This window comes from Nocardia sp. NBC_00565 (genome assembly GCF_036345915.1).
GTDB lineage: Bacteria > Actinomycetota > Actinomycetes > Mycobacteriales > Mycobacteriaceae > Nocardia.
Window position 1 is genome coordinate 7,827,846 of the sequence record NZ_CP107785.1, and the last position, 17,644, is coordinate 7,845,489.

At 66.1% G+C, this 17,644-nt stretch carries 14 protein-coding genes; 7 read left to right on the forward strand and 7 right to left on the reverse strand.

Annotation, left to right across the window (positions count from 1 at the left end; all coding sequences use genetic code 11):
* Window positions 1-94: 94 nt before the first annotated feature.
* Window positions 95-1,525, forward strand: coding sequence for a CCA tRNA nucleotidyltransferase (locus OG874_RS36090; protein WP_330251519.1), 1,431 nt, complete (start codon window positions 95-97; stop codon window positions 1,523-1,525).
* A 15-nt stretch (window positions 1,526-1,540) separates the two neighbouring features.
* On the opposite strand, the gene OG874_RS36095 is transcribed toward OG874_RS36090, so the two are convergent.
* The 3 genes from OG874_RS36095 to OG874_RS36105 all read right to left on the reverse strand — a co-directional run bounded on the left by OG874_RS36095 (window position 1,541) and on the right by OG874_RS36105 (window position 7,915).
* On the reverse strand, window positions 1,541-2,356 hold the full coding sequence (locus OG874_RS36095; protein WP_330251520.1) for a hypothetical protein: 816 nt from the start codon (window positions 2,354-2,356) through the stop codon (window positions 1,541-1,543).
* Window positions 2,357-2,545: 189 nt separating this feature from the next.
* Window positions 2,546-6,181, reverse strand: coding sequence for a hydantoinase B/oxoprolinase family protein (locus OG874_RS36100; protein ID WP_330251521.1), 3,636 nt, complete (start codon window positions 6,179-6,181; stop codon window positions 2,546-2,548).
* A 57-nt stretch (window positions 6,182-6,238) separates the two neighbouring features.
* The gene (locus tag OG874_RS36105) at window positions 6,239-7,915 is read right to left on the reverse strand and encodes a DUF4185 domain-containing protein (protein ID WP_330251522.1); all 1,677 of its coding nucleotides are present in this window, start codon (window positions 7,913-7,915) and stop codon (window positions 6,239-6,241) included.
* 174 nt (window positions 7,916-8,089) lie between these two features.
* On the opposite strand from OG874_RS36105, the gene OG874_RS36110 reads away from it, so the two are divergent.
* Complete coding sequence (locus OG874_RS36110; protein ID WP_330251523.1) at window positions 8,090-8,641, forward strand: hypothetical protein; 552 nt, start codon at window positions 8,090-8,092, stop codon at window positions 8,639-8,641.
* On the opposite strand, the gene OG874_RS36115 is transcribed toward OG874_RS36110, so the two are convergent.
* Both OG874_RS36115 and OG874_RS36120 read right to left on the reverse strand, forming a co-directional pair.
* Window positions 8,631-9,983 carry an MFS transporter gene (locus OG874_RS36115; protein ID WP_442943182.1) on the reverse strand — a complete coding sequence of 451 codons (1,353 nt, stop codon included), beginning with the start codon at window positions 9,981-9,983 and terminating at the stop codon, window positions 8,631-8,633. The genes OG874_RS36110 and OG874_RS36115 overlap by 11 nt on opposite strands.
* Before the next feature lie 257 nt (window positions 9,984-10,240).
* Window positions 10,241-10,702, reverse strand: a complete 462-nt coding sequence (locus OG874_RS36120) for an NUDIX hydrolase (protein ID WP_330251524.1) — start codon at window positions 10,700-10,702, stop codon at window positions 10,241-10,243.
* 295 nt (window positions 10,703-10,997) lie between these two features.
* Between OG874_RS36120 and OG874_RS36125 the strand changes: the two genes are divergently transcribed.
* On the forward strand, window positions 10,998-11,783 hold the full coding sequence (locus tag OG874_RS36125) for a pirin family protein (RefSeq protein WP_330251525.1): 786 nt from the start codon (window positions 10,998-11,000) through the stop codon (window positions 11,781-11,783).
* A 173-nt stretch (window positions 11,784-11,956) separates the two neighbouring features.
* Window positions 11,957-12,439 (forward strand): DUF4190 domain-containing protein, encoded by a 483-nt coding sequence (locus tag OG874_RS36130; RefSeq protein ID WP_330251526.1) that lies wholly within the window; start codon window positions 11,957-11,959, stop codon window positions 12,437-12,439.
* Here OG874_RS36130 and OG874_RS36135 read toward each other — a convergent pair.
* Window positions 12,411-12,968 carry a hypothetical protein gene (locus tag OG874_RS36135; RefSeq protein WP_330251527.1) on the reverse strand — a complete coding sequence of 186 codons (558 nt, stop codon included), beginning with the start codon at window positions 12,966-12,968 and terminating at the stop codon, window positions 12,411-12,413. The genes OG874_RS36130 and OG874_RS36135 overlap by 29 nt on opposite strands.
* A gap of 133 nt (window positions 12,969-13,101) precedes the next feature.
* Here OG874_RS36135 and OG874_RS36140 point away from each other — a divergent pair, with 133 nt between their 5' ends.
* The 3 genes from OG874_RS36140 (at window position 13,102) to OG874_RS36150 (ending at window position 16,535) form a co-directional block, all read left to right on the forward strand.
* Window positions 13,102-13,953 carry a helix-turn-helix domain-containing protein gene (locus OG874_RS36140; protein ID WP_330251528.1) on the forward strand — a complete coding sequence of 284 codons (852 nt, stop codon included), beginning with the start codon at window positions 13,102-13,104 and terminating at the stop codon, window positions 13,951-13,953.
* A gap of 10 nt (window positions 13,954-13,963) precedes the next feature.
* Window positions 13,964-14,341 (forward strand): DUF397 domain-containing protein, encoded by a 378-nt coding sequence (locus OG874_RS36145; protein WP_330251529.1) that lies wholly within the window; start codon window positions 13,964-13,966, stop codon window positions 14,339-14,341.
* A gap of 97 nt (window positions 14,342-14,438) precedes the next feature.
* Window positions 14,439-16,535 carry a M13 family metallopeptidase gene (locus OG874_RS36150; protein ID WP_330251530.1) on the forward strand — a complete coding sequence of 699 codons (2,097 nt, stop codon included), beginning with the start codon at window positions 14,439-14,441 and terminating at the stop codon, window positions 16,533-16,535.
* A 21-nt stretch (window positions 16,536-16,556) separates the two neighbouring features.
* Here the strand turns inward: OG874_RS36150 and OG874_RS36155 are convergent, their stop codons facing one another.
* Window positions 16,557-17,636 (reverse strand): ABC transporter ATP-binding protein, encoded by a 1,080-nt coding sequence (locus OG874_RS36155; protein WP_330251531.1) that lies wholly within the window; start codon window positions 17,634-17,636, stop codon window positions 16,557-16,559.
* Between the last annotated feature and the right edge of the window lie 8 nt (window positions 17,637-17,644).

The window sequence follows — 17,644 nt, forward strand, 5'->3', positions numbered from 1 at the left end:
TAGGTGGCGGCCGTGTGGGTTGCGCTGGAATCTCGGTTGCGCGGGCTCGGTAAGCTGCTGTTTCGTGGTTTCGCCCAAGTCCGAGGATGCAGCGTTGGATCGACGTACCCGATTGCTGGCCGCGGCCGCGGTCACGCTCGGACGGTTGTCCGATGTGTTGGCGCCGTTGGGCGAGTTGTTCGCTGCGCGCGGCTATGAGCTGTACCTGGTCGGGGGCAGTGTGCGCGATGCGGTGCTCGGGCGGTTGGGGACCGATCTGGATTTCACCACCGATGCCAAGCCGGAGCAGGTGCAGGAGCTGTTGCGCGGCTGGGCCGATCACCTGTGGGATACCGGCGGGCTGGCATTCGGCACGGTCAGTGCGTCCAGGGCCGATCAGCAGCTGGAGATCACCACCTTCCGCAGCGATACCTATGACCGGGTGTCGCGAAATCCCGAGGTAACCTTCGGTGATTCGCTCGAAGGCGATCTGGTGCGCCGCGATTTCACCGTCAACGCGATGGCGGTCAAGATCGGAGCCGACGGGTCGCTGGAGTTCATCGATCCGCTGGGCGGCATGGACGCGCTACTCGCCGGGATGCTGGATACGCCTGCGGCGCCGGAGGATTCGTTCCACGACGATCCGCTGCGCATGCTGCGGGCGGCGCGCTTCGTCGCACAGCTCGGCTTCGAACTACATCCGCGGGTGCGGACCGCGATCAGCGCGATGGCCGGTGAGATCGAGCGGATCACCGCGGAGCGGGTGCGCACCGAATTGGACAAGCTCATCGCCTCCGCGCATCCGATCGACGGCATCAACGTCATGTGCGAGACGGGTCTGGCCCAGCTGGTGCTGCCCGAGGTGCCCGCGATGAAATTGGAAATCGACGAGCACCACCAGCACAAGGACGTCTACTGGCATTCGCTGACGGTGCTGCAACAGGCCATCGACCTGGAGGAGGGCGATCCGGATCTGGTGCTGCGCTGGGCCGCGCTGCTGCACGACATCGGCAAACCCGATACCAAGCGCAACGAGCCGGGTGGCGGTGTGAGCTTCCATCACCACGAGGTGGTCGGCGCGAAGATGGTGCGCAAGCGGATGCGCGCGCTCAAGTACCCCAAGCAGTTCACCGAGGACGTGGCGCGACTGGTGTTCCTGCACTTGCGTTTTCACGGCTACGGCAAGGGCCAGTGGACCGATTCGGCGGTGCGCCGCTACGTCACCGATGCCGATGACCTACTGCCGCGGTTGCACAAGCTGGTCCGCGCCGACTGCACCACTCGCAACAAGCGCCGCGCCGCCGCGTTGCGTGGCACCTACGACGAGCTCGAGACGCGCATCGCCACACTGCAGGAGCAGGAGGATCTGGATCGGGTTCGTCCCGATCTGGATGGGAACGCGATCATGGAGTTGCTCGGCATCCCGGCGGGTCCCGAGGTCGGCAAGGCCTGGCGTTTTCTGAAGGAGCTTCGTCTGGATCGCGGTCCGCTGAACCGGGATGAGGCCGAGGCGGCGCTGTTGGAATGGTGGAAGACCCAGGGCTGACAGCGGATTCGCGGGTCAGAAGATGATGAGCGTGGTGCCCGCGACGATCGCCGAGCGGATCTGCGCCAGGTCGAACGATCCGGTGATCGCCGACAGCTCGACCCGGAAGCGGACCAGATCGCCCTCGCGGGTGGCGTGCACGATGCGCGCGTCGTTCGGCAGCTGATCGAGCAGGATCGCCGGGGCGGTCAGCAGATTCCGCGGCACTCGGATGCCCAACCAGTTGGCCCGGTGGATTTCGACGGTCAGCAGGTTGTCGCGCACCTGCGCCTCCACCAGCGCGGTGATCCGGCGCCGCCGATGCTTCGCCCGGATCAACCCGCTTTCCGCGATACCGAGCTGCCAGTCGATCCGCTGGGTATTGAGCCAGCCGACGACCGCCTCGGTGGTGACGGTGCCGTTCAGGTCCAACTGCTGCACCCGGGCCTTCGTCGGCACGCCGGGCACCAGCCGGACCCCGTGCGCGATCACGGTGACCTGCTCGATCGGGTGGTCGTCCCAGCACATCCGCGACAGCACGGTCTTGGTCTGGAAATGCGCGCCGCGGCGGCGCACCTTCAGCACCTGCAGGGTCGCGTGCAGGTCGTGGCCGAGCAGCGTCGCGCTGACCTCCTGGCCACCGAACCGGCTGAGAATGCCCTCGCTGAGCACGGTCATCAGCACATCCGGCATCAGTGCGGTGACGGTGCCCGCGCCGAGGTCGGCCACCGGATCCATCCAGGCGGTGGTGAAGGAGAGCCATTGCTCCAGCAGCGACTGATCGAAGAGTCGCTTGCCCAAGTCGACGGCCCGCATCGGTGACCATGACGTCGGATCGAAGTACGTGGCCATAATTGCTCCGAGCGTACTTGGCGGCGGCGGTCGCCGCTGTGACGAAGTTGGCAATAGCACGTATCTACTGCGCGGTGTCAGCGATGACCCCGCGCAGGGCTGGGTCGCGGCACTACAACTCGCGGCGGCCAAGGACTCCCCCGGGCCGTCTGGTGATCGAGGGCCAGGATTTGGTGGCAGGGCCGAGGATCAATTCCCGTATCCGCCGCCACCGGGTGTCTCTATAACCAGCACATCACCGGGTTCGAGCTGTGCCGAATCCGCGCCGCGCAGGTCGACCACCGTGCCGTCCGCACGTTCGATCCGGTTGCGGCCCAACGATCCGGGTGCGCCACCCGCCATGCCGTACGGCGGTACCCGGCGGTGACTCGACAGCGTGGAGACCGTCACCGCTTCGGTGAAACGCAGGCGGCGCACGGCACCATCACCACCGCGCCATCGACCGGCGCCGCCGCTGCCCGGACGCACCGAGAACTCCTCGAGCAGCACCGGCAGCCGCCATTCCAGGACTTCCGGATCGGTGAGTCGGGAGTTGGTCATATGGGTTTGGACCACCGGGGCACCGTCGAAGCCCTCGCCCGCACCGGAACCGGAGCCGATCGTCTCGTAGTACTGGGAGCGGTCATTGCCGAAGGTGACGTTGTTCATCGTGCCCGATCCCTCGGCCTGCACCCGGAGCGCCGCGTACAGCGCGCCGGTGATCGCCTGGGAGGTCTCGACATTGCCCGCGACGACAGCGGCGGGCGGTTCGGGCGCGAGCATCGAACCGGGCGGCACGATGATCCGCAGCGGACGCAGGCAGCCGTCGTTGAGCGGGATGTCGTCGGCGACCAGCGTGCGGAAGACATACAGCACCGCCGCGTTCGCGACGGCGTAGGGCGCGTTGAAGTTACCGGGCAACTGCGCCGAGGTGCCACTGAAATCGATGGTGGCGCTGCGGTTTTCCCGATCCACCGTGACCCGCACGCGAATGGTCGCGCCCAGGTCGGTCGCATAGGCGTACTCGCCGTCGTCGAGTGTGTCGATGACCCGGCGGACCGATTCCTCCGCATTGTCCTGAACGTGGCGCATGTACGCCTCGACGACATCGAGCCCGAAGTGCCCGATCATCTTCCTGACCTCTTCGACACCCTTGGCATTGGCGGCGATCTGCGCGCGCAGATCGGCCAGGTTGGTGGCCGGATTGCGGGACGGGTACGGCGCTTCGGTCAGCAACCGGTAGGTCTGCGCTTCCCGGAACCGGCCGTTCTCGACGAGCAGCCAGTTGTCGAAGATGACGCCCTCTTCTTCGATGCGCCGGCTGTTCGCGGGCATCGATCCCGGCGCGATGCCGCCGATCTCCGCGTGATGGCCGCGGGAGGCGACATAGAAGAGGATCCGCGCGCCCGGCGCATCGAAGACCGGCGTGATCACCGTGACGTCGGGCAGGTGCGTGCCGCCGTGATAGGGATCGTTCACCGCATAGGTGTCGCCCGGGCGCATGGTCGCGGCCCCGGCTTGTCTGCGCCGGATGACCTCTTTGACGCTGGTGCCCATAGATCCCAGATGCACCGGAATATGCGGTGCGTTCGCGACGAGATTGCCGTCGGGATCGAACAGCGCGCACGAGAAGTCCAGGCGTTCTTTGATATTGACCGATTGGGCGGTCGATTCCAGGCGCGCGCCCATCTGTTCGGCGATGGACATGAACAGATTGTTGAAGACCTCGAGCAGCACCGGATCCGCTTCCGTACCCGCCTGCGGTCCGGCCGCCACCGCGACCCGTGCCATGATCAGATGCCCGAGGTCGTTCACCACCGCCTGCCAGCCGTCGTCGACGACCGTGGTGGAGTTGTCCTCGGTGATGACCGCAGGCCCGAGCACGACCTTACCGGGCACCAATTCCGCACGCCGGTAAAGGAATACGTCACGCTGGGCGCCGTTGGTATGCAGCCGCACGGTCTCCGGTTCGCTGGTGGCGGCGAGCGGCCGGGCCAGATCGGCGAGATCGGGTGGTTCGGTGAGCCCGGTCGCCTCGACCGAGAGCGCCTCGATCACGATCGGCCGGTCCAGCACAAAGGAGTAGGTGGTGCGATGTCGCGCGGTGAAATCCGTTGCCATGCGGTCTGGTTCGGTGAGTTCCACGGTCAGCGTGGTGTCGGTGCCGTCATAGCGCAGCTGGGCGCGGCGGACCACACGGACCCGATGTACGGGCACATCCTCGCCGAGTAGTTCGGCACGGGCGACGGCCTCCAGATCATCGGCGATCTCGACGACGCGGGGCATCGACTCGGCGCGCAACGGCAGCTCCACCGACTGCTCGCGCATGGCGGTAGTGTCGGCCAGGCCGATGCCGAGCGCCGAGAGCACACCGGCCATCGGCGGGACCACTACGGTGCGGATGCCGAGGGAATCGGCCACCTTGCAGGCGAGTTGGCCGCCCGCGCCACCGAAGGTGGTCAGCGCGTACCGGGTGACATCGTGCCCCTTCTGCACCGAGATCCGCTTGATCGCGGCGGCGATATTGGCGACGGCGATCTCGAGATAGCCCTCGGCGACCTGCTCGGGGGTGCGGTCGTCACCGGTGTTCTTCGCGATCTCGGCGGTCAGTTCCGCGAACCGGTCGCGCACCAGCGCGTCATCGAGCGGCCTATCGCCGTCCGGACCGAAAACCCGTGGAAAGTGCGCGGATTGGATGCGGCCGAGCATCACGTTCGCGTCGGTGACGGTCAGCGGTCCGCCGCCGCGATAACACGCGGGCCCCGGCACCGCACCCGCGGAATCGGGGCCGACCCGGTAGCGGCTGCCGTCGAAATGCAGGATCGAGCCGCCGCCCGCCGCGACGGTGTGGATATCGAGCATCGGGGCGCGCAGCCGGACTCCGGCGATCTGGGTGATGAACACCCGCTCGTACTCGCCCGCGAAATGTGAGACGTCGGTGGAGGTTCCGCCCATATCGAAGCCGATGACGCGGTCGAATCCGGCGAGTTCGGACATTCGCACCATGCCGACGATGCCGCCGGCCGGGCCGGACAGAATGGCGTCCTTGCCGCGGAACTGGCTCGCCTCGGTGAGTCCGCCATTGGACTGCATGAACATCAGCCGCACATCCGCGAGCTGGTCGGCGACCTGCTGGACATAGCGGCGCAGCACCGGCGAGAGATACGCGTCCACCACCGTGGTGTCGCCGCGCGGCACCAGCTTCATCAGCGGACTCACCTCGCTGGACAGCGAGATCTGCGGAAATCCGATATCGCGGGCGACCCGTTCGATCGCCTGCTCGTGCGCGGGATACAGATGCGAGTGCATGCACACCACGGCAACGGCTCGAATACCGTCGTCGTACCACGGTTTCAGTTCGGCGGCGAGGGCGTCCAGATCCGGCGGTGCCAGGACCGTGCCGTCCGCGGTGACGCGTTCGTCCACCTCGATCACGTGCTCGTGCAACAACTCCGGCAGCACGATCTCGCGCGCGAAGATCTGCGGACGATTCTGGTAGGCGATGCGCAGTGCGTCGCGGAACCCCCGGGTGATCACCAGTACGGTGCGTTCGCCCTTGCGCTCGAGCAGGGCGTTGGTGGCGACCGTGGTGCCCATCCGGACGGCATCGATATCGGCGCTGTCCGCCCCCGCGTCGGCGAGGATTTCGCGGATACCCGCGACCGCGGAGTCGGCGTAGCGCGCCGGGTTCTCCGAGAGCAGCTTGTGGGTGACGAGTGTGCCGTCGGGTCGGCGGGCCACCACATCGGTGAAGGTGCCGCCCCGATCGATCCAGAACTGCCAGCCGGGTCCTGGTGCGTCCGCTGGGCGGGAGGAGGCGGCCGTCACCGCAGCCGTCCACGGCATATGTGCTGGTCGATCACATGCGCACCATACCGAATCGGGGCGGCGCGGCCCCGATCGTCAGCGTGGCGGATCCAGTTTCGCGTGCATGAGGTACACGTTGTAGCTATCCCACGCCGAGATCGTGAAGTACAGGTCCTCGGCTGTCGACCACGGATGGATGAACCCGCCGTAGGCCTTCGGGTAGTCATCGGTCGAGACCAGCGGGATGCCATCGGTCCACGCACCCTGCGGCGTGGCCGCGGTGCGCATCACGATCGCGCCGCGCGCCGAATCCAGGTAGACCATCTGCCACTGCCTGGTGTCCTTGTCGAAGCGCACCGACAGCTCGCTCGCCATGCCGAGAACCAAAGGCGTTGCCTGGTTTTCGGCGGCCGGGGCCCAGGTGCCCCCGACCCAGTACTGATAGGCCGACTTGTTGAGCACCTCGGCCTTCGGCACCCTGGCCAGGCCGATCACGCCGACCCGGCCGTTCGGTGTGCCGAACATGTAGACGTAGTTGCCCTGCGGCACCATGGCCGCGACCTGGAAGCGGCCGAGCCCGAAGAAGTTGTCCCACTTGGCATACTGATCTTTGATCCACGTGCGGCCGTTGTCGTCGGAGTACGCGAGACCGCCGTAGTTGGTCGACCACATACCCGGAATCCGGCTCCAGTGGTTCACCGACATATAGCTCATGAACTGGCGCTGCCCGATGGCGAACCCGGAGGTCGGGATGGTGGTCGTCTCCCAGTTCTTGATCTTGCGACTGGACAGCAGTTCGGTGGCGTGACAACGGCTGTCCTGCACCATGGTGTCGATGCTCAGCCCATCGGCGAGATCACGGTCGGTGCTGTAGCCGAGCACATTGCTGCGCCAATCGGGTCCGCCGGCGCCGCCGCCCTCCCAGCCTTCACCGAAGGTGTCGCCGAAGACCACCGCGACCTCGCCCGGTTTGGTCTCCCACATCAGCCCGAGGTCGGTGCCGTCGACCTGCCAGCGCATGTCGGTGCGATTCTGCGAACCGTGCCCGGTCACCTGGCCGGCCAGTTCCACCGACTCCACCCGCGGCGCGGCGACGGCCGCGGCCAGCGGTCCGGGTTCGGCCGGGTGCACGATAACCGGCGGGGCCGGTTGCGGTTCGGGCCCGTCGCCACCGGGCACCGGGATCGGAATGGGTTCTATCTCCGGGCGGATCTCGATGCGCGGCAGCGTGATCGAGCCGGATCCCGAACTCGAGCCGGAACCCGAGCCGGAGCTGGAACCCGAGCTCGATCCGGTGTTGGGGGCGGAGCCGGATCCCGAGCTCGATCCGGTGTTCGGGGCGGTATTCGGATTCGGATCCGGTTCGGTGCTGGGCTCCGGTGGCTTCGGCGTGTCACGCACGTCCGGGCACGGATTGCGACATGGGTCCGCGGGCAGCGGCTCCGGATCGATCCGGGTGTTGTCCGGCGGCGGATCGGGTACGGGTACCGGCGTCAGCTCGGGCACCGGCACCGGGATATTGATCTGCGGCGGTAGCGGTGGCAGCAGCGGTGGTGGTGGCGCGTTCGGGTCCGGCTCCCGGTTCAACGGGTCGAAGCCGACTTCGCCGCAACTGTTTACCGGCGGCGGCGCCCACGGATGCTGGGCGGCGTGTGCGACGGGTGCCGGCAAGGTCAGCAGCCCGGCCAGCAGTGCGCCGAATAAGGCAGGTACGCAGGGATATCGGGCTGTCCAGGTCGCGCTTGTCCGCGCCCCGCTCGGCCGAAATCCCATGTGTTGTTGACTCCCTGTCGATTCGGGTCGATGGAGGATCAACCTACCCGACCGTTCGCTTCGAATGCGGTACCGCGAGCGCGTGCGATGATATCGAATTCGCACCGGCTGCGCGTGTCGGCGAAATCGCGCGTTTCATGGAACCGGATGGGCAACAGCAGCGTCCAAACAGATATGAACGAGATCGAGTACGTGTTCGGGACCGGTGACGGCACGGTCCACGTCTGGACCAGCCAGGCGGACCTGGATCTATCCGGATCGGGCGCGGGCGACGCCGTGCGACTGGACTTCGACGGCGACGGTCTGGTCGACGACGTCCTATGGGATTCGCACGGCACCGGCATCGCCGATGTGGTCGGGCTGGATCTCGACGACGACGGCACGCTGGACCACTTCTTTACCGATCCGACCGGCAACGGCACCTGGAACCACCAGATCACCGGCAATCCGGCCGATGCGAACAGCGAACACCTCGACTGGATCGTGCGCGCCGAACCGGAGCCGGATCACCTCATCGACCACGATTCAGGCGCATCCGTGCCGAATCACGATGCGCCACCACCGGATTCGCCGTGGTCGGACCCGCAGGTACCGTCCAACAGCATCGCGCAGCGATTCGATGAGGGGTGGTCGGGAGACGGGTGGGCACAGGTGGCCACGCTCCAGGATCACCGCACCTGGTCGGGTGATGAGCCGGGTGCCACCGCGACACCGTTCACCGAGTGACCGGCACCCGCCGGTTGTTCAGCGCGATGGCCGCGATTCCGGCGCAATAGATTCCGGCGCCGACGAGCACCACCGCGATCGAGCGCCCATCGGCCGGTATCACCAGTGCGGCGAGCGCGATCGCCAGCACGAAGGCGATATTGAAGACGGTGTCCTGCAACGCGAATACCTGGCCGCGCCTGGTGTCATCGATATCGATCTGCATAATCGCGTCGCCGGTCAACTTGATGGTCTGTCCGGCGAGTCCGAACAGGAACGCGCCGACCAGCAGCAGTTGATGCGCGCGATGCGCGCCGTTCCCGTCCGTGGCGATCGCGGTCGGTGTGACCAGCGCCAGCTGGACCGCGGTCGCGGTGCACAGACCGAGCACCACCGTGCGCGACCGGCCGAGCCGTGGGATCAACAGCGGTGCGACCACCGCCGCGACCAACATCCCCGCCGCCGTGCAGCCGATGGCGAGCCCGAACCGAGTCAGCCCGGTATTCGAAGCGGAGCCGTCGATCGGCGCCTGCCGCAGTACCAGCACCATGATCAGCGTATTGGTGCCGAACACGATCCGGTGCGTGCCGATGCCCACCATCGCGGTGGTGACTTCACCGGACCTCCAGACCGCCGCCGCACCGTGGCGCAGACCCGTGGCGATCGCCCGCACCGCACTCTCCCGGACCGCCGCCCCCGGCTCCGGACCGAGCACCCCGTGCCCGAATCCGGCCGCGAGCACCGCACCGACCACCGACCAGACGGCGCTGACCGCGACCGCGATCGCCGAGGCGAAATCACCGGCGCCGACCAGCCCGATGATCGCGACCGAGGCGGCGGCGCCGACACCGGCACAGGCCGAAGCCACCGTGGCGAGCACCGAATTCGCGGGCACCAACCAGTGCTGATCCAGCACCCGGGGCAGCGCCGCGGACACGCCGGAGAGCACGAACCTACTGATCCCGACCACCGCGAGGGCCAGCAGCAACAACGGTGTCTCACCACTGTCCGCCAGCAACCCGACACTCACCGCGCCGATCAGAATCGCCCGCAACACATTGGCGACCAGCAGCACCGCACGCCGATCCCAACGGTCCAGCAGCGCACCGGCGTACGGGCCGATCAGCGAGTACGGCAGCAACAGCACCGCGAAGGCGGCCGCGATGGCCAGCGGATCGGTCTCCCGTTCCGGATTGAACAGGATCGCCCCCGACAGTGCCGCCTGGAACATACCGTCACCGAATTGGCCGGTGAATCGCACCAGGGCCAGCCGCAGCACACCGGGACTCGCGCGCAACGCCCGCTGAAGCGATACCGGCCGTTCATCCGCGGGAGTGGAGCCTTCGGGGCGACCAGTGGACACGTCGGAAGATTACTGTGTCTGATTTGCCGCGCCTGCGGCACGGCGTGTTCGCGGCCCCCTCGGTCTCGCTGACCCGTTCGAGCGACCTGCAAGCAGTCGCTAGCGGCCGAGCCATCGAGACTCGCGCCTGCGGTGCATGCGCTTCGACGACTCGGCTGAGTTCGATGGCCGCGCCTGCGGCGCGGACGCGACACCGGCCGCGAACGTCGCCCGCAAGACTCGCTCCGTCGTAGTCGCGATTGTGGGCGTGTCGCCGATCAAACGCAGTCGACCAGCGCAGTGATTGTTTCGCGCATATCCGGGGCCATCGGCAGTTCGTCCAGGGCGGCGGCATCGATCCAGGCGAAGGCGTCGTGTTCGCCCGGTGCCAGCTCCACCTCGCCCGGCTCCACCTCGACGACGAAGCTGTACTTGCGGACTCGGGCCTTGGTTCTGGTGGCGTAGTCGAAGCCCCCGAGGAAGTCGGTGATATCGCGCACTCGCAGGCCCGTCTCCTCGAACAGTTCCCGCGCCACGCATTCGGCCAGGGTTTCTCCGGATTCGACTCCGCCACCGGGCAGTTCGTACATGCCGCCGCGGTAATCGTCCGGCACGCGGCGGACTACCAGGAGTTTGCGGTCGCGGAATACCGCAACACCGACGACGAAATCGCTGATCCCATCGCGCTGCGCCGCGTCGCGGAGTTGTCGCTCGATGCGTGCGAGCGTTTCCGGTCGCATCTGTTCGTCGCCTCCGGTTCCATTGTGGCACATGGTGTTACGAATCCGGCATCCGCGCGGACGGATTGCCCGGTGCGGTAGCGGGCCGAGCTGACCACTGATTCGACGAACCAGTCGGTACTGCTCGCCTGCCGTTCACCCGCCGGTCGCTGGCGACTGCTTCCATGTCGCTGGCGAAGATCAGCTCGCGTAAAATGCCGAGTGCAGGACAATTTACTAGGAATACGGAGTACCACGTCGTAAGTGCTCCTACCCTGAAAGGTGATCGGTGCACGGTCCCGAGAGGAGGACCACGATGTCCACACTCACGACACCACACATCGATGTCCATCGCGGCGGCGACCGCATGAAAACGCGCGTGTCCTGGCTGGACTCGAAGCACTCGTTCTCCTTCGGCGAGCACTACGATCCCGACAACACCCATCACGGGCTGTTGCTCGTCAATAATGACGATATCGTTTCCCCTGGTCAGGGCTTCGAAACCCATCCCCATCGGGATATGGAGATCGTGACCTGGGTGCTCGGTGGCAGCCTGGTGCACCAGGATTCCCTGGGCCACAGCGGCGTCATCTACCCGGGCCTCGCCCAGCGGATGAGCGCGGGCACCGGAATTCTGCATTCGGAGAAGAACGACTCCTGGCGGCTGCACGACGGCACTGAACACGATGAGCCCGTGCATTTCGTGCAGATGTGGGTGGTGCCCGACGAGCCGGGCCTGGACCCGGGCTATCAGCAGCTCGAGATCGACGATGAACTCGCCAGCGGCGGCCTGGTGACCGTGGCCTCCGGACTGCCGCGCTACCGCGACCGGACCGCGATCGTGATCGGCAGCAGTCATTCGGCCCTGCATGTGGCGCGGATGGCGGGCACCGGTGATATCGAACAGGCGGTCGACATCCCGGACGCGCCGTATCTACATCTGTTCGTCGCCAGGGGCGAGGTGGAGATGGAGGGCGTCGGCCCGCTGTACGAGGGCGATGCCGTGCGCCTGACCAGGTCGGGTGGGCAGCGGGTGATCGCCCGCAGGCCGGCGGAGATTCTGGTCTGGGAGATGCACGCGCGGCTGGGGTCGCAGCCGTAGCAGGTTGTTCGAAATGGGCCGTTGCGACTGGTTGCAGGTTGTTCGAAATGGGCCGTAGCGACTGCTTGCAGGTCGCTCGAAATGGTCAGCCGGGTTCGGCATTAACATCCCTGCTCAGGTAGTGCGATCAGTAGGCGACTGCCGTGCACGCGCACCGGCTGAGAGGAAGTCCCATGTCGCAATATCCGCCGCCCGGGCAATATCCGCCGCCTGGTCAGTACCCGCCGCCGGGTCCGTATCAGGACCGGCCGACCTACTGGCAGGAATCGCCCAAGCGCACCGGCCTGGCGATCACCACCCTGGTACTCGGCATTCTCGCGCTCCTGAGCTGCTGGACGCTGATCGGCGGTTATCTGTTCGGCTTGTTCGCGCTCATCTTCGGCATCATCGCGTTCTTCAAGATCCGTTCCGGCAGCGCGGGCGGCACCGGCATGGCCGTCGCCGGTGTCATTCTGGGCGTGATCGGTCTGGTCGCGGCGATCCTGCTCACCATCGTCGGCTGGAGTTTCTTCGTCGACTCCGGCGGCAAGAACTATCTGGATTGCGTGAACAAGGCGGGCAACGATCAGACCAAGCTCAACGAATGCCGGGACAAGTGGCAGCAGCAGATCGAGAACAGCTTCAGCGTCACGCTGACTCCACGTCCGACCCCTTGACACCCAACCCGTTCGACTTGCCGAATTTGACCCCGCTACTGCTGGCGCACGCCCGCGTCGTGGCGATGACATCGCCGAGTTCGGGTCGATAGTCGCTCTCGGGCGGTGCGATCCAGGTCCGGTAGCCGCTGGCCTCATCGGTCGGTGAGGGCAGCACGATCCGGCTGCCCGGCAGTGCCACCGAGGCGCAGACCCGGAACAGCTCCGGAAAGATCGTCATGTCCAGGTAGGAGTTATCGGTCGGTCCGGTCAAGAATGACCAGCGGCTGGAGCGCGGGTGCGCGATGATCGGGCCGGTCCGCCCGTAGGTGGCCATGAGCTGGGCGCGGACCCGCTTACCGAGCGCGGCGGGCATGACGACCGCGCCTACCGCGCCGATCTCCAACAGGATGCGCCCGAGCGCGGGATCGACGACCCCGTAGAGCCCGTTTTCCTTGCGGTAGCGGCGACAGCGGGCGATGGCGTCCTGGGCCGCCGCGAAGTCCTGGGCGGCCTGGTAGCTACCCGATTCGATGCGCGACGTACTCATGACGAACCTCGCCTCGACTTCTGAGTGGATCGACGTGAAAAGCAAAGGTGCCGCTGAAATCGACCCTAGTCTTGCACAACTGGGTTGACAATAGTCACACGCCAGAGAATTGCGGGGCGTAGCATCGCCAGGCATGGCGCCCGTTTCCCCTACCGTTGCCCGTTGGGAACTGGTGCTACGGCTGCGGGAATTGCGGGAACAACGCGGCTTCGATTCGGCCACCTTCGCCAAGCGGGTCGGCTTCACCCCGGCCAATTGGTCGCATGTGGAGAAGGGCAGACGGGTGCTCACCATGAACACCATCGGCCCGGTACTGGAATTGCTCGAGGTGGATGCCGAGGAGCGCGACGAGCTGCTCACGCTGCTGGAGTCGAGCAAACAGCGTGGCTGGTGGGCCAAATCGTCGGCATTGATCGGCCCGGAACTGCAGCGGCTCTACGGCATGGAGTTCGGCGCGCAGAGCATTCGCAGTTACGACAGTTTGGTCTTCCCTGGGCTGCTGCAGACTGAGGATTACGCTCGCGCGCTCATCAGCGCGGATGTGATGATCCGTCCGGTACAGGTCGAGCAACTGGTAGCCATCAGGATGCGGCGCCAGGATCGGTTGCGTGGCAAGGGGCGGGTCGAGCTGACCGCGGTGATCGGCGAGGGCACGCTGTTGCAGCAGACCGGTGGTCCGGAGGTGCTGCACGGGCAGCTGGAATATCTGGCCAAGTTGGTCGAGCAACTCGACAATATCGAGGTGCGGGTCATTCCGTTCGCCGCGCGGGCGGGCGCGGTGCTCGGCGGTTCCAGCTTCCATCTGATCGACTTCGCGGGCGAACAGCTGCCGACCTTCGCCTGGGCCGAGAGCGCGGTCTTCGGCGGTGCGGTCGACGATCCGGAACGAGTGCGCGATCTGAACTTCGCTTACGTTCGCGCGCTGGAACAATCGTTGACTCATGATGAGTCATTGGCCCTGATCAGACGCTATACACAAGTGTAAAATCCTGCCCATGGCCACCACCGCTACCTCCCGGTCGGTTTTTACTGACTGGTTCACGTCGACTCGTTCCAACAACGGCAATCAATGCGTCGAGGTCCGGTTCGATGGTGACGCGGTGCTCATCCGTGACAGCAAATACCGCCGCAACCCGGCCAACCGCCCCGCCGAAGAGCCCATCATCACCATCACCGCGAGCCAATGGACCTCGTTCATCAACCTCCTCAACAGCGGGCGATCGCATACCGAGCTGATCGCGCACACGACCGCCGACGGCGCCACCACGCTCCGCTACGGCGACATCACTCTCACTTACACCCCCGAAGAGTGGGATGCCTTCCTCGCCGGAGCCGGCGAGGGCGAATTCGACCGCATCATCTTGCCCGCCTGACCGTCCCACCCCGGCCGCTGACGACTGCCTATCGGTCTCTCGAACGCGGCCGGGCCGATCTCGGCGGCATCTCTCGCGCCTCTGCATACTGGAGATCGTGACTTCCGATCTGAGCAGTCCCTCCGGTATCGATCTGTCCTATCTCGACCAGGCCGTGCGCGTTCAGGACGACCTGTTCGCGCATGTCAACGGCGCATGGCTGGATACCTACGAGATACCCGCGGACCGCGCGGTCGACGGCGCCTTCCGAACGCTGTACGACCAGGCGGAGCTGGATGTGCAGACGATCATCCAGAATCTCGCGGTGCGAGCGACGGGCCCGGAGGAGGCAGCGGAGCGTAACCACGCAGGGCCCCGGGAGCACCGCAAATCAGACACAGCCGCCGCCGCGGCGGAGCCGGGTAGCGACGCACGCAAGATCGGTGATCTGTACTCGAGCTTCATGGATACCGACACCGTTGCGTCGCTGGGGCTGGCGCCCATCGCCGGTGAACTCACCGAGATCCACGAGGTCGCAGACCGCACCGCCTTCGCCGCGCTGCTCGGCAGGCTGCAGCGCACCGGCATCGGCGGCGCGCTCGGCTTTTATGTCGACACCGACGACAAGAACTCCGACCGGTACCTCGTGCACGCCACCCAGTCCGGGATCGGGCTGCCCGACGAGTCCTACTACCGGCAGGACGAATTCGCCGAGATCCGCGCGAAGTACATCGAGCACATCGGCCGCATGTTCGCACTCGCCGCCGCCGAACCGCAGATCGCCGCACTGCTGCCCGCCGACCTGACGACGGTCGGTCAGCGGATCTTCGAACTGGAACGCAAGCTGGCGGCCGGTCACTGGGATGTGGTGCGACGTCGCGATGCCGAGTTGAGCTACAACCTCACCACCTTCGGCGCACTGGCCGCCGACCACCCGGAATTCGATTGGCAGGCTTGGACTTCCGCGCTCGCGGGGGGCGTGTCGAAGTCCGGACCGGAGCTGTTCGCCGAAGTGGTCGTGCGTCAGCCGGATTACCTGCGCACCTTCGCCCAGACCTGGGTGCGTGAGTCGCTGGCGGATTGGCAGGCCTGGGCGACGTGGCGGCTGTTGCGTTCGCGCGCGGCCTATCTCACCGATCCGATCGTCGAGCAGAGCTTCGACTTCTATGGCCGCACTCTCACCGGGGCGCAGGAGAACCGGGAACGCTGGAAGCGCGGCGTTTCGCTGGTGCAGGATCTGCTCGGTGAGGCGGTCGGGAAACTGTATGTCGCCGAACACTTCCCGCCGGAGGCCAAGGCGCGGATGGTCGAGTTGGTGGCCAATCTGCGGGCGGCCTACCGTCGCAATATCGCCGACCTGGACTGGATGGGACCCGATACCAGGGCGGCCGCGCTGGCCAAGCTGGAGAAGTTCACCCCCAAGATCGGCTACCCGGACAAGTGGCGCGACTACTCCGCGATCGTGATCGTCCCGACCGATTTGGTCGGCAACTACCGCCGCGGCCACGCCGCCGATCACGACCGCGATCTGAACAAGCTCGGCGGCCCGGTCGATCGCGACGAATGGTTCATGACTCCGCAGACCGTGAACGCGTACTACAACCCGGGCATGAACGAAATCGTCTTTCCCGCGGCGATTCTGCAGCCGCCGTTCTTCGATATGCACGCCGACGACGCCGCCAACTACGGTGGCATCGGCGCGGTCATCGGCCATGAAATCGGCCATGGCTTCGACGATCAGGGCGCGAAATACGATGGCGACGGCAATATGGTCGACTGGTGGACCGATGCCGACCGCGCCGAATTCGGTAAGCGCACAAAGGCTTTGATAGATCAGTACAGCGTGCTGTCGCCCAAGGCGCTGCCCGACGACCAGACCGTCAACGGCGAATTCACCATCGGCGAGAACATCGGCGACCTCGGCGGCCTGAGCATCGCCCTCGCGGCCTACCGAATCTCCCTCGACGGCGCGGAGCCCTCGGTGATCGACGGACTCACCGGCCTGCAGCGCGTCTTCTACGGCTGGGCCCAAGTCTGGCGCACCAAGGCCCGCACCGAGGAAGCCATCCGTCGCCTGGCCACCGACCCGCACTCCCCGCCCGAATTCCGCTGCAACGCCGTTGTTCGCAATATCGACAGCTTCCACGAAGCCTTCGAGGTAAAGCCCGGCGATGCCCTCTACCTCGATCCCGACGCGCGGGTGAAGATCTGGTAGTCGTCCAGTGCCTGCGGTGATTCAGCGCAGGCGCTGTTCGGATTCGCCGTCGAAGAAGAAGATTTCGTCGAGTTTGGGGCGTAGGCGCAGGCGGTCGCCAAGGGCGACCTGGAAGCGACGGTCGACGCGGGCCACTACCTTGCCCGAGCGGCTGTTCCATTCGTCGGTGATGCCGTGGCTGTAGATGAAGGATTCGGCGCCGAGTTCCTCGAGGAGTTCGGCGGCGACGGCCAGGCTATTGTCGGGGTCGGTGGTGGTTTCCCAGGACTCCGGGCGGATGCCGACGACGACGCGGTCGCTGGTCACGCTGCGGGGCAAGGGGATTCGCAGGTTACCGAGCACGGCTGCGCCGTCTTGGACCGGGGCGTCGAGCAGGTTCATGCCGGGTGAGCCGATGAAGCCGGCGACGAAAGTGTTGACCGGATTGTCGTAGAGCTCACGCGGTTTGGCGATCTGCTGGAGTTTGCCCTCGCGCAGCACCGCGACGCGATCGCCCATGGTCATGGCCTCGACCTGGTCGTGGGTGACATAGACGGTGGTGGTGCCCAGACGCTTCTGCAGCGCGGCGATCTGGGACCGGGTACTCACCCGCAGTTTGGCATCCAGATTGGACAGCGGCTCGTCCATGCAGAAGACCTGCGGGCGGCGCACGATGGCCCGGCCCATGGCGACGCGCTGACGTTGTCCGCCGGAGAGTTTCGCCGGTTTGCGGTCGAGCAGATGCTCGAGTTCGAGCATCGTCGCGGCCTCCTGCACCCGAACCGCGGTGTCCGCCTTGTTCATTCCCGCGTTGCGCAGCGCGAAGCCCATATTCTGCGCGACGGTCATATTGGGATAGAGCGCATAGCTCTGGAACACCATCGCCACATCGCGTGCCCGCGGCGGCAGGCCCGTCACATCCTTGCCGCCGATCAGAATGCGGCCCGCCGCAACGGATTCCAGCCCGGCCAGCATCCGCAGACTGGTCGACTTGCCACAGCCCGATGGGCCGACGAGGACGATGAATTCCCCGTCGGCGATATCGAACTCCAGGCTGTCGACAGCCGGCGTCGGCGCACCGGGATACCGATGCGTCACCCCGTCGAAGTGCACAGTTGCCACGGGCGTCG

Coding starts and splice junctions, on each gene's coding strand:
- OG874_RS36095 (WP_330251520.1), bottom strand. CDS start 2,356: ATGGCCACGTACTTCGATCCGACGTCATGGTCACCGATGCGGGCCGTC.
- OG874_RS36100 (WP_330251521.1), bottom strand. CDS start 6,181: ATGCCGTGGACGGCTGCGGTGACGGCCGCCTCCTCCCGCCCAGCGGAC.
- OG874_RS36105 (WP_330251522.1), bottom strand. CDS start 7,915: ATGGGATTTCGGCCGAGCGGGGCGCGGACAAGCGCGACCTGGACAGCC.
- OG874_RS36110 (WP_330251523.1), top strand. CDS start 8,090: ATGAACGAGATCGAGTACGTGTTCGGGACCGGTGACGGCACGGTCCAC.
- OG874_RS36120 (WP_330251524.1), bottom strand. CDS start 10,702: ATGCGACCGGAAACGCTCGCACGCATCGAGCGACAACTCCGCGACGCG.
- OG874_RS36125 (WP_330251525.1), top strand. CDS start 10,998: ATGTCCACACTCACGACACCACACATCGATGTCCATCGCGGCGGCGAC.
- OG874_RS36130 (WP_330251526.1), top strand. CDS start 11,957: ATGTCGCAATATCCGCCGCCCGGGCAATATCCGCCGCCTGGTCAGTAC.
- OG874_RS36135 (WP_330251527.1), bottom strand. CDS start 12,968: ATGAGTACGTCGCGCATCGAATCGGGTAGCTACCAGGCCGCCCAGGAC.
- OG874_RS36140 (WP_330251528.1), top strand. CDS start 13,102: ATGGCGCCCGTTTCCCCTACCGTTGCCCGTTGGGAACTGGTGCTACGG.
- OG874_RS36145 (WP_330251529.1), top strand. CDS start 13,964: ATGGCCACCACCGCTACCTCCCGGTCGGTTTTTACTGACTGGTTCACG.